9 protein-coding genes are annotated in these 12,703 nt (G+C 33.0%); all 9 read right to left on the reverse strand.

The window, feature by feature from the left end:
* Positions 1-34 precede the first annotated feature (34 nt).
* The 9 genes from AC4BC5_RS00175 to AC4BC5_RS00215 all read right to left on the reverse strand — a co-directional run bounded on the left by AC4BC5_RS00175 (position 35) and on the right by AC4BC5_RS00215 (position 12,614).
* On the reverse strand, positions 35-2,809 hold the full coding sequence (locus AC4BC5_RS00175; RefSeq protein WP_490496168.1) for a sigma-54-dependent transcriptional regulator: 2,775 nt from the start codon (positions 2,807-2,809) through the stop codon (positions 35-37).
* A 367-nt stretch (positions 2,810-3,176) separates the two neighbouring features.
* Positions 3,177-4,232, reverse strand: a complete 1,056-nt coding sequence (locus AC4BC5_RS00180; protein ID WP_490496169.1) for an SIS domain-containing protein — start codon at positions 4,230-4,232, stop codon at positions 3,177-3,179.
* 26 nt (positions 4,233-4,258) lie between these two features.
* Entirely contained in the window at positions 4,259-5,059 is an 801-nt protein-coding gene (locus AC4BC5_RS00185) for a PTS system mannose/fructose/sorbose family transporter subunit IID (protein ID WP_490497572.1), read from the reverse strand.
* Entirely contained in the window at positions 5,049-5,834 is a 786-nt protein-coding gene (locus AC4BC5_RS00190) for a PTS mannose/fructose/sorbose/N-acetylgalactosamine transporter subunit IIC (protein WP_490496170.1), read from the reverse strand. Before AC4BC5_RS00190 ends, AC4BC5_RS00185 begins: the two co-directional genes overlap by 11 nt.
* 22 nt (positions 5,835-5,856) lie before the next feature.
* Positions 5,857-6,339: a PTS sugar transporter subunit IIB gene (locus AC4BC5_RS00195; protein ID WP_490496171.1), complete on the reverse strand. Its 483-nt coding sequence runs from the start codon at positions 6,337-6,339 to the stop codon at positions 5,857-5,859.
* Positions 6,314-6,745: a PTS sugar transporter subunit IIA gene (locus tag AC4BC5_RS00200; RefSeq protein ID WP_490496172.1), complete on the reverse strand. Its 432-nt coding sequence runs from the start codon at positions 6,743-6,745 to the stop codon at positions 6,314-6,316. The genes AC4BC5_RS00195 and AC4BC5_RS00200 overlap by 26 nt, the downstream gene beginning before the upstream one ends.
* A gap of 53 nt (positions 6,746-6,798) precedes the next feature.
* Positions 6,799-9,522, reverse strand: coding sequence for a sigma 54-interacting transcriptional regulator (locus AC4BC5_RS00205; RefSeq protein WP_490496173.1), 2,724 nt, complete (start codon positions 9,520-9,522; stop codon positions 6,799-6,801).
* A gap of 342 nt (positions 9,523-9,864) precedes the next feature.
* Positions 9,865-11,166 (reverse strand): PTS sugar transporter subunit IIC, encoded by a 1,302-nt coding sequence (locus AC4BC5_RS00210; RefSeq protein ID WP_490496174.1) that lies wholly within the window; start codon positions 11,164-11,166, stop codon positions 9,865-9,867.
* Positions 11,167-11,168: 2 nt separating this feature from the next.
* Positions 11,169-12,614 carry a glycoside hydrolase family 1 protein gene (locus tag AC4BC5_RS00215; RefSeq protein ID WP_490496175.1) on the reverse strand — a complete coding sequence of 482 codons (1,446 nt, stop codon included), beginning with the start codon at positions 12,612-12,614 and terminating at the stop codon, positions 11,169-11,171.
* Positions 12,615-12,703: the final 89 nt, after the last annotated feature.

Genomic DNA, 12,703 nt, shown 5'->3' on the forward strand with positions numbered 1-12,703 from the left:
CGTGCCAACTTTAGTGGCAAACAACTTGCTTTTATTAAAAATCTTCTTCAATTGTTGATAAATCAGTCTTTTTAAATAGAATGTCATAAATATAGGCAAGTTCCGAGTCAGGGATTTTGACACTATAGTCAGTTTCTATGACACTAAAGGCTTGTTTAATTTGTGAAAGTGTTTTTCTTTGACACTGACTCAATTCATCATATCTTTCATACGTTTCTATAGGGACGTTACGAATTAGCCTTTCAATTAAACAACTAACATGTACGTATAGAGCTAACTTTTGTGCATTAGGTATTGGACAATTCGTAGCTGTTTCTAAGTCACGCATAAATAGTTCAATTTCACTCATAACTTTTTCAGTATCTAAGATAGTTACGGAATCAATAACTTTTTCTAGTGAAAAGTTACGGATTACATTAGCTAAAAAAATGGTATTCTCTTCTTTCGTCATAACTGATTCTAGCCACTCACCTAGAATCTGATTTTCACTCCCTGAAATTAATTCCTCTAAAGATAAATAAGGAACATCTTCAATTTCAGGATTGTCTGTTCCAATAATCCCTAATACATCATACATTGAGAAAACAGTCTCTTCCCTTTTCTTTTCTCGTAAAACATCAAATTCATAAGGAAGAATAGTTAAATTTGCAGAAGTTAGCAAACTTTTTTCCAGTAAATGAGAAATATGAGTCGCTGTACCAATCCCAGTCAAACAAGTGGTAATCAACGCTTTCATTTTATTCTTTTCAGGATAAATAATTTCCCAATCGAGTTTTGCTGTTTCTGCTGCATTAGTAATCATCTCTTTTAAAGGTATATTCTTTTGTAAATTTTCACCTATTGCAATTGCTAAAGTTGTTGTCACATTGTTCATAATCACAATTGGTGAAGTAATTTGTTTAGGAAAATACTGATAAATTTCTTTTAAAGAACCCATATCTACTAAAATTACTAAACCATTCGAAATGTCATTGTATTCACTATAATCTAAAATTTCTTCAGCAATTCGTTGAGGTGAAACAGCTAATGGCATATCAAATGATTCAAAAATATCCTTTTCTAATAAACGATTAGCTACGTTGGCAATACTACTTGCAGTAGCATAACCGTGAGCAACAATCACCGCTTTAGGTATCACCAATTCACGTGTCCAATCTACTCGTTTTAAATAAATCGTCAATAAAACTTTATCCATTGATGATATTTCCAAATCAATTTTTGGTTGGCATACTTCTAAAATTCGTTGAACATAATGATAGCTAATCGGATAGGCTCTTTCAACTTGTTCTTCTAACTCTTGAATCAGCCGTGAAATCATGGGGTCTTCAGGAAACCAACGACTGCTACTTCTTTGAAAAAGATAATAACTAATCGCATACATACTGTTCCCATTAAATTTAATTTGATAGGCTGCTTCCATCTGCTTAAGTGCTTCCCTAATATATTGAGTTAAATAAATTAGGGTTTCATGACGTTGCTGACGATCTGTTTCAAATAGTAAAAAGTCAAACAGATGATCTACTTCCTTGATAAACTGTTCTTCACAATCCTCTAGTTGGCAATTGTTTTGTTGGAAGGTAGTGAGTAAATGTTCAAAAGATAGAATCACCCGCTGTTGTTGTGGTTGACTTTTCTTTATTAGTTGTTCAATAACACTCAATTCATTGAAAGCAACTTCTTCATACATATAACTTTGTTTATTTGAATTAGATGCTATTAATAATTTTTCAGGTAAATGGTAGATAGTCAAGTGAACTTCTTCTTGCCTTTGGTTTTGTTCTGCAAAAGCTTTAGCTACCGTCACTTTAACAATATTTTTTAATTCACCAATGTTTCCTTTAAAGTCACTACTCGTTAACAAGGTTACAACTTGTCCTGTCACACGTAATGGATATTTAATTTTATGTTGCTCCTGTAATAAAAAACGATAAACTAATTCCAAACGTTCGTTATGGCTACGTTCTGAAATAGCTGGTAACTCCACTTGAATCGGAATTCTTCGAATAAACGTAGTTAAAAAGTTACTTTCTAAATTTTCAGTCGTCGCAAAGAAAATACGTGTTTGGATGGGGATTGGATGATTCGTATCGCCCATTCGATAAATAACTCCTTGATCGAGAAATGTAAATAACTTTTCTTGTCCTTCTGCATTCAAACGATGAACCTCATCCAAAAAAAGAACTCCCTGATTTGCAGCTTCAAAAGCACCTTGCTTATCTTGTTCGGCACCTGTAAAAGCCCCTTTTATATGACCAAATAAATTACTCGTTAACAATTCAGGATTATTTGCATATTGCGCACAATTTACTGTAACAAAAGGGGCTTCTTCATTAATCAATTGATTTTCACAACAATAGCGATAAATTAAGTTAACTAAAAAACTTTTTCCAGTCCCACTTTCTCCGGTAATTAATGCTGGTAATCCATTTTCAGGATAATACAAAGCCATTTTAATTTGTTCAATACAGCGGCTTAGACTTTTATCATGTCCAATTAATAGCGAAAATAAATCTCTTTGCTGTTCAAATAATGGTCGCTCACTAAGAATATCTTCTACATTTTGATACAGAATTTGATTTAAGGGGTAAAATTGACTTTCAAAAGCTTCTTTATGAAAAAAATAAACTGGGCGGGAATTAATCTTAATCAAAAAGCCCTCTTCATGTAGCTGATTCAAATAATGACTAATCGTATTTCGTTTCACATTAAAAATATAAGCTAGTTCTTTTGCAGTAAAAAGCTTATTAATAGCTAATAAATCAATGAAAGCGGTTTGATTTTCTAGGTAGCTCAATAATTCTTCTTTCACTTTATGTTCACCTCTTTCAAACGTTATTGTACAGAAAATTTTAAGTTTTAGCAAAAACAATTGTCAAGTTTCTGTTCGTAGGGTCGATAGATTTGCTACATCACTTCCTTTACTCTGTCATCACTGACTTCGACTTGTGGTTCGCTACTCTTGTCAGTAATTACTCACGAATGGACTTGCATCACTAGTTGAATGCCACACATGATTCACGAGAAAGACTAATCGTAAACATCGAATGAGTTTGGTAAAAAGTTGCATAAAATAAAACAATACATGAAACCTGTTTTCAATTGATTTCATGCATTGTTTTGATTTTTCTTATGAATAAAACTTGGTAATTTTTTCCCAATCTCATTCCCTATTAATTTTATTTGTTAAACTTTTTTGATCCTAACTTCATATGGAATTTTGGATCTTTGGGTGTTGAAGGATTTACTCCTCGTAGTGTAGGAATTTTCGCACAAATTAATTGTAGAGGAATAATAAAGTTGAATGTTAAGAAATCTTTGTTCTGTGTTGTCGGTAATACTAAATCAGCAGCTTCATAGTCATAATTAGTTATAAGATAAATATTATCTGACCAATCAGAAAGGACTTCTTTCATTTTTGTAGATCGTGATTCACTTCCATCATCTAGAATAAAGACTGTTGATTTTTCATTAATTGCGTTGTAGATACCATGTATAAACTCCTCGAATTCATAACCTGTAACTGGACAGCGCATCGTTTCTAACAATTTCAAAGCACTTTCTAAAATATCACCATATGAATTGGCTGGTCCTGTAATTCTGATTTCTTCTGCATTTGTCAAAACTTCTTTATGATCTTCAATCCATTTCTCAGAAACGTCATACACTTCTTTGAAATATCCCGCAGCATTTTTCGCCTTTTCAATGTTCTCATTAAATACAGTTGAGTTAATACGACCTTGTTCTAAGCCTATATACAAACTAAGTAGTAATAGGTTTAGTTTAGTACAGTAAAATCCTTTTGTTTTTGCACCTGCAAGTTCTTCTCCACAATAAACAGTTAAAATATAATCTGCTACTTCATCGATAAACGCATTTGGCCCACCTGCCATTGAAGCTGTTAGACACCCTTTGTTTCTTGCTAATTTCATTGCGTTATAAGTGGAATAGCTACTACCTCCTTGTGAAATTCCAACAACTAAAGTTTGTTCATTATCTTGTAGGAAAGTGTCCTCATTTATGGCAAATGGATAAATTGCTGTCACTTCCATTTGAAGTAAATGCTTCATTTGCTTACTCATTTGTAAGGCAGAATGGTAACTAGTCCCAGACCCCGTAATAATAATTTTCTTGATATCTGCTTTTTTAACTTCTGAAAATAGATCCTCTGAACGCTCAATAATCTCCAACATTTTTTCTGGTGTTTCTAACATATAACTTTCAATTGTAGCCATAATCTTCCTCCTAAAAAAATTTTATTTTATAAAATATTAAATAGATGCATCACGATTCCAAAAATTATGATACCTATTGTTAACCAAGCCACACTCACTTTTTTTAGTAACTTATAGATGACAAAAGTAAAAGCCAACGGTAACATTTTTGGTAAAATTTGATCCAAAATATCTTGGACAATAATCTCTGCACCGCTGATATTCCATTGTAAAGGTGTGGTAATGTTCAACATAGTTGCAACCATACCACCTACAACAGACAAACCGATAATTGTTGCTACTGACATAATTTTATCCATCAAACCTTCTTTTTGAATACGATCTAATGAGTTAACTCCGACTTGATAACCAAAATTCAAACCAAAAATTCGTAGAGCAAAATTAGGGATGTTATAAATTAGGAAAAACAGTAATGGACCAAATAGATTCCCATCGGCAGCAAGCGATACGCCAATACCAGCTGCAATAATTCGTAACGTCCCCCAAAATATAGAATCCCCAATCCCAGCTAAAGGTCCCATTAAAGAAGCTTTCACTGCCCCAATCGATTGTTCATCAAATACAGGATTATTAGTATTTTCTTCTTCCATTGCTGATGAAATTCCCAATATAAATGGTACTACCACTGGCGTAGTATTAAATATTTCTAGATGACGATCTAAAGCCTGTACTTGGTCTTCTTTTTTTGTGTATAGTTTTTTAATTACCGGAACCATTGAGTAAGCATATCCAATATTCTGCATCCGTTCGTAGTTAAACGCTCCTTGTAATGCAAATGATCGCCAGAAAACACTTCTTAATTCTTGATTAGATACTTTAGTCAAAATCAATCTCTCCTTCCGTTAAATTATCAGCTGTATTATTATCGTCTGCTTTTTTCGGCTCAATATAAAAATGTAAAACAAATGCAATACATACTGAGAACAATGCAATTGCAGTAATATCAATCCCTAAAAATGCTGCCCCCAGAAAACCAAAGAAGAAAAATGGTGCCATCTTTTTAGAAAATAACATATCCATCAATAAAGCAAATCCAATCGCTGGTAAAAGTGATCCGGCTACAGCCAATCCATCTAAAAGAACACTTGGAATAGCTTCTATTAATCCAGAGACCTTATCGGCACCTAACAGAATCGCTAAAAAAGTTGGAACAAAGGTACTTAAGAAGAATAGTAGAACTGGTATCCACATAGCAAAAGCAATTCCTTTAAAATTAGCTTCCTGTGCATATTTATCTGCTTTATGAGCAAAGTATGTGTTGACTACTCGAACCAAAACTCCTAATGACTGAGCTAAAACTGCTATTGGTACAGCTAAAGCTAAAGCAACTTCAACACCACTACCGGAAATGATAGCAAATGCTGTTCCCAGGATACCTCCAGTAACAATATCTGGAGGTGTTGCAGCTCCAATACCTGCAATTCCCATCCAAATTAACTCTAATTGAGCCCCAATTATAATTCCTTGTTTCATATCTCCTAAAATCAAACCAACAAATACCCCTGTTACTAGTGGGCGATCAAACATCATTTGGCCAAAAATGCGACCATCTAAAATCCCTATACCTGCGAGTAAACCTAACATCAATGCTTGTGCTAACATCCGTTATCCTCCTTTCACTTATTTAAATATTAAAGTCACTTAGTACTCTCCGCTTGTCTCTAGGTAACATTCTGAATTCAACTTCTACACCCATATCACGAATGGCTTTTAAATTTTCTACATCTTGTTCATCAACAGCTACTAAATCTGTCAACTTTTTCTTTCCGTCAGAATATCTTAAACCACCAATATTGATTTCAGTAACAACATCACCAGCATTTTCTAACAATTTTCGCGTATCTTCTGTATTTTTGGTTAATACTAAAACCTTACTTTTTTTAGAGGTTTGGAATTTTTGTAAAATCTCTCCCGACTCTTCAACTCCGCGAATATACAAATTAACATTACTTGGCTTAGCTAAGTTCAATGCCATTGCTTTCATTTGATCATTTTTTGCTTCATCATTTACCACTAAAATTGTATTAACACCTAAAGATGACGTCCATCCAAATGCAACTTGTCCATGAATCAAACGGTCATCAATCCTCAATAATGATATCGTCATTGTCTATCCCTCCTTGATTAACTAATAATTCATTAATATGAATTATTCCTTTTTTTGCTTCTTCTACTCCTAAGGAAACAATATTTTCAGAATCGCCTTCTTCTGATAGTAACATTGTTAGTACCATAGGAAGATTTACTCCCGTCACTAATTGAAATGAATAACCTTCTAGTAATAGATTGGTAAAAAGATTAGTTACACTCCCTCCAAATACATCAGTTAAGACAATAATCTCTTGGTTTTCTTTTTGTTTTAAGTATTCTGTAACCTCCACCTTGGCATCTTCTGCTGATTTAGATATCGTCATTGAAAAGTAATCAATTTCATTATCCTTCCCAACAATCAATTTAGCAGCATCAATCAGTCCTTTAGAAAATTCTCCGTGGGTCGCAATTAAATAATTCATACTCTTCCTCCTTTACAAAGATATAAGCAAAAAGCGTGCCAATTAGTGACACGCTAATCAAGATACAGAATATTGTGAATATAACAAATTTCTTCCAGAGGGATTGTCACACTATAGATAGGCCCAAGCACACTAAATACATCTTGAATCACACGAATTTCTTTCTGATTATCGAATGAAAACTGCGCTAAATCTGGAAAATCAGAGATCTCTGAATGACGAATTAATCTTTCTATCATACAACTAACATGTACATACATAGCTACCTTCCGTGGATTAGATAATGTTAACTGTAGTCTAGCTTCCAATTTTTGAATACATGATTCAACTAACTCCATGATTTTTTTTGTATCTAGAATCGTCAACGAATCTATCACTCGTATCAATGAAAAATTCTTTACTAATCGATTGTTTACCTCACAAATTTCTTGTTCAGATAACATATCTTCAAAGAGTTTATTTAGTTTTCCATCCCCCGAAATAATTTCTTCTAAATATAAAAAATTAACGTCTGGAATTTGTAAATTATTTGTACCAATTATTGATACGATATCATATTTTGTTCTTAGAGCTTCTGTGATTCCTTTCGATTTCAGTTCGTGAAACTCTATAGGGATAATATCGATATCAAGAATACCATCTAAACAATCATACAATAATTTTTGAATTTGAATAGCAATTCCTAAACCTGAAAAACACGTTGTAATAACTGCTTTGCGTTTACTTTGTTCTGGTTGGAAAATTTGGATATTTGGTATAATAGATTCAGACATACTGTCCGCAATTTGGACTAATGTCCGATTTTGCTGTATTAAATTTCCGACTTCTAGTGCCATAGGCGTACTTAATTGATCAATAAATAGAATTGGAATCTTTACATTTTGTTTCAGTTCCTCATAAATCATGTTCAATGAGCCCATATCAATCATTAAGACCAAACCTTGTTCCACTTGGTTACTCTCTATATATAGTTTTACTTTTTCTGAAATATCATGAATTGTAGCCTCAATAGGCATGTCTATACCAGTAAATATTGCTTGACCTAACAATCGATTACAAACATTCGAAATACTACTTGCAGTTGCGTATCCATGTGCAATTATAATTGCATCAAATTCCATACCTTTATTAGTACTTTTTAATGTTGATAAGAAGAGTACAAATAAGATTTTATCAATCTCAGCAAACGTAATATCTAATCTTTTTTCAATTGATGGTAAAAATTGAAGAAGGGCATTCATTTCTAGTTTATAATTCTTTTTGATAAAGTGTATCAACTCACTTTTAATAGACTTATTTACATTGACCCCTTTCAAGATATAACTATAAATGTAATGAGATAAGAATAACACAACATTACCATCATATTGGAATTTAGTTTGATGCTCAATTTCTCTAAAAATATCTTGCATTGTAGACAAAATAAACTTCTCTAATGCAACTTGTTTCATCTGCATCTCTTTAAAAATCAGCTCATCCATAAACTTTATTATCTGTTGTAATAGTCGCTGTTGTATTTCATAATGAGTTTTACCATCAAACTGGGTAAAAATTATATTCAAATAGTCTATAAATTTTTGTAATTCTTTAACGTTATTAGAAAATTCGGAAATTTCTCCTTTTGTCGAGAAAAGTAAATTTTCACCATCAGAACTGACAATAAGTTCCTTTTTCTCAATAGCAGCATATATTTTTTGGGGAATGTCACGGATTTTAATTTGAATTCTTTCGGTTGAGTCATTTTGAGATATTGCACTTCCGCAAGCGTACTTGATTGTATTTTCCAGTTCCCCTATATTTCCTTTATAAGTTGTTTGCAATAAAATATTCATTACACCCGGAGTAATTTCAATCATTTTTTGAACTTTTCCACTCTCTTTTTTAAATAAATACTCAATAATTTGTCGTTTTTCTAATATACTTCGCTCATTAATAGTCGGAATATAAATTTGTATCGGAATCCTTCTTAAAAATGTTTGTAAAAATATATCTGCTTGCTCTGTTGTAGCAAAAACTAGGCGAACTTTTGCTTTACGTTCTTTTGTTTCTCCAATTCTAGAAAAAGATCCTTTATCCATAAATGTAAAAAGTTTTTCTTGCCCTTCTGCATTTAGACGATGTACTTCATCCAAAAACAATAAACCATTATCAGCTTCTTCCAATAAACCTTTTCGATTCTCATAAGCACCGGTAAAAGCCCCCTTTGAATATCCAAACAACAATCCAGATAACAACTCCGGGTTATTGTAGTATTGTGCACAATTAAGTGTAATAAAAGGAGCTTTTTCATTTATTAGATTACTTTTTATAATGTATTCAAATAGAATTTGCACAAAATAACTCTTTCCTACACCTGTTTCTCCCATCAACATTATAGGTAAACCATTTTCTGGATAGTGCATAGCTGTCTTTAATTGCTCAATCGCTTCATACAAACTTCCATCATATCCAATCATTTGTTCAAACACTACTTCATCAGGCGTGTCCACAATTTCTTGTTTTAACTGATTCAAGCTCTCATATTCTTGCTTAACTGAAAACATATATTTTTCTTTAAAGACATCAGTAAGAGAAAAAAGTACTGGACGAGAATTGATTTTAAATAGAATTCTTTGATTCACTAAGCTATTAGCAGCACGGCTTGCTTGTGTTCTGCTAATTGAAAACTCTCTTTCTAAGTCAACTGTTGTAAAAAAAGCTGAATCTAATTCTTCTATCGCTATTTCATTACATTTATCTTTTGCAAAGTTCAAAACTTTTTCTTCTAACAGACTCATCGTATCACTCCCTTTGTTCAATTATTTTAGCGACAATAACAAACATTTACAATCATCTACAATTTTCAATCAAGTGAAAGATTCCCACATCTTTCAAAAAATCAACTCATTCATACAAAAATAGCTTAGGGTATATTTTCTTCATTTTTTATTGAAGTTTCTTTGATACTTTAAAATTAATCTATATCGATCAGTAAGGATACTATGTTAGAAATGGCTCTGAGCATTGAATTAAATGGACCTCGTAATGTATGTATCTCATTCGCCTATATCTTCTCTCTGTTCTGTTAAAACAAACGGCTATGACAAACACTCTTGAGCGTTTGCCATAGCCTTATTCATTTATTTAACTTCTTTATTTGCATTTTCTACTTTCAATAATTGATGTTCGTAAATTTTTAAGAATGGATAATATATTAACATATCAATGATAATTAGAACAACTATCAAGATACTTGCCTTAACATCTAAAGTAGCAAAAAAACCACCTAAAATCGAAGGCATATTCCATGAAACCATTGAAAATGTTTTTTCTATCAAACCAACATTCATACAAATATAGGTAATTACTGCATTTGCTGTTGGGGCTAGAATAAATGGAATAAAGAATAATGGATTCAACATTAACGGAACACCGAAAATAATAGGTTCAGAAATTCCAAACAATGAAGGTAGAAATCCTAATCGACCAACAATTTTTAATTGTTTTACTTTAGATACAGATAGAAGCAGCGTCAGACCTAAAACAGCTCCCGCACCACCAATTACAATAAAATAGACATAGTAAGAAGTGGTAAAAATATGTGGGATTTCTTGACCCGCCAAACGAGCAGAAGCATTTATAGAAAGATTTCCATCACGTAATGGTCCTAAGATACCGGCTAATGCTGCATCATGTAGACCAAAGAACCAGAAAAAGTGAACAACCACTGAAATCAGAATGACTGAAGGTAGACTGTCTGCTAACCTAAATGCTGGAGATACACTTTCTAACAACCAGGCTGGCATACTTTGATTCATTGCGTTGAAAATTCCATAAATGAAAGCATAGAATGCAATCAAAATCATTCCTGGAATCATTGAAGCAAATACTGCTGATAAGCTAGATGGCACACTGTCGGGTAATTTAATTCGACCGAAGTCTTTTTGAATCATCCAACGATATAGTTCAGCTGTTGAGATAGCAATAAACATTGCTGGTAAGATACCCTTTCCGTCGATATAAGTAAAGTCTAAACTTTTCATTTCAAAAGATAGTTCAACAGGAATAGTCACAATTATCATAAATCCAATTAGAGATAAGATAACTGGAATAATTGTGTCGATTTTGTAGGATTTAACCAAAAAGTGCGTTAAAGCAACACAGATATAGAGCGACATTGCACCTAAGGTAAATGAATACATCCAATCGAGAAAAAAACCATTTGATTCAGAAAAATTTTTCCATGCTAGTAAGAACCCATTTGTTGTCTCATCTGTTACTGGCGGAGATTTTAAAATAGCAAAAATCCCTCCCATAAGGTTGACAGACAATAGACTTAAAAAAGAATCCCGAATTGCCACAAGATGACGTTGTGTGCCTAAGCGATTTGCTAGTGGCATCATTTTTTCTTCAATGAGGGTTCCCCAATTTTTTTTGTTCATTCTTATTTTCCCTCCATAAGAGAAAGCGTATTGATATAATTGCTATGGTACACTCGCTCACTTTCGATATTTTTTCCTTGGTTTGAGCAAACATCTTTATACCAGTAGTAGGACTTTTTAGGTCGTCTGATAAAACCATTCTCAAAGTCTACGGCAACTAATCCATATCTTTTATCTGTTCCATTTTTCCATGAGTATAGATCCATGGTAGACCATACATAGTAACCTCTAACATCCGCGCCATCTGCTATGCTTCGTTGGATTGCATCAATGTGGTCATTTAGAAAAGAAATCCGATAATCATCTTCGATTTCTTTTGTGGCATCTTCATACACGCCTATCCCATTCTCTGTAATATAGATTGGAATATTATATTTTTTATATGCCATCATAATTCCGTCATATAGGCCTTGTGGAAAAATTTCGACATCCCAGTCTGTATATTCAGTATCTGGTAAATCAAAGATTTGCTCAAACCAATTTTTCACAATAATCCTACTAGAACCTTTGCCAGATTTCCCACTATTATTGATGTTTAAAACAGTTTCTCCCTCTACATAAGGGCCTATCATCACTCGCGCATAGTAGTTTAGGCCAATAAAATCAACCGTGTTTTGTTTAAATACATCTTTGTCTTCCGGATGAACAAAATCAAGATTGATTCCAGATTCGATTATCTTGTCTACAAGATCCTGAGGAAATTCACCTAAAATTGCTGTATCTAAAATCCAATTATTATAATAATTATCCCCATCTCGCATGGCTTGCCGAGTGGCTAATGAGTCATCAATGCCATAAATCGGACCATAGCTATGAACAATACCAATTTCACCGAACAATTGAAGCTTACGGAATAATTCAACTGCTTTTGCATTTGCCAACATCATGTGATAAGCAGCTTCCGTTGTTTTTTGTGCATCGTTTAGTCCCGGTGGATAATTACCAATAAAATAGCCACTAAAGACATAATATCTCGGTTCATTAAAGGTGGTCCATAGTCTAACTTTTTCTCCATATTCCTTGAAAATAACTTTACAAAAATCAAGATAAAACTGAATAACTGCTCGATTCAACCAACCTCCCTTTTGCTCAAGAAAATTAGGTAAATCCCAATGAAAAATCGTAATCAACGGTTCAATACCCATTTTCAAACATTCATCAATAACTTGGTGATAAAAATCAATACCTTTGGGATTTATTGTCCCCTTGTCATCCACAATAATCCGACTCCAGGATAAAGAAAAACGATAGCTTGTTTGTCCCGATTCTTTCATCATACGAATATCTTCTTTAAATCGATGATAAAAATCAGATGCGTTATCCCCACTCTCCAGATGATTTTTATGCAGATATTCATCCCACAATGACGGTACTCGACCATCCTCATTCCAAGCACCTTCACATTGATATGAAGCGGTCGCACTACCCCACAAAAATTTTTCGTTCATAAGCTCCTCCTTTTAATACTTATTTGTATTATAAATTACTAACATTAATATAAGGAATTATTAATTAATTAACAAGATTTATATCTAAA

It is taken from the genome of Enterococcus sp. AMC2644 (assembly GCF_058216475.1).

Coding starts and splice junctions, on each gene's coding strand:
- AC4BC5_RS00195 (WP_490496171.1), bottom strand. CDS start 6,339: ATGACGATATCATTATTGAGGATTGATGACCGTTTGATTCATGGACAA.
- AC4BC5_RS00190 (WP_490496170.1), bottom strand. CDS start 5,834: ATGTTAGCACAAGCATTGATGTTAGGTTTACTCGCAGGTATAGGGATT.
- AC4BC5_RS00200 (WP_490496172.1), bottom strand. CDS start 6,745: ATGAATTATTTAATTGCGACCCACGGAGAATTTTCTAAAGGACTGATT.
- AC4BC5_RS00205 (WP_490496173.1), bottom strand. CDS start 9,522: ATGAGTCTGTTAGAAGAAAAAGTTTTGAACTTTGCAAAAGATAAATGT.
- AC4BC5_RS00180 (WP_490496169.1), bottom strand. CDS start 4,232: ATGGCTACAATTGAAAGTTATATGTTAGAAACACCAGAAAAAATGTTG.
- AC4BC5_RS00215 (WP_490496175.1), bottom strand. CDS start 12,614: ATGAACGAAAAATTTTTGTGGGGTAGTGCGACCGCTTCATATCAATGT.
- AC4BC5_RS00210 (WP_490496174.1), bottom strand. CDS start 11,166: ATGAACAAAAAAAATTGGGGAACCCTCATTGAAGAAAAAATGATGCCA.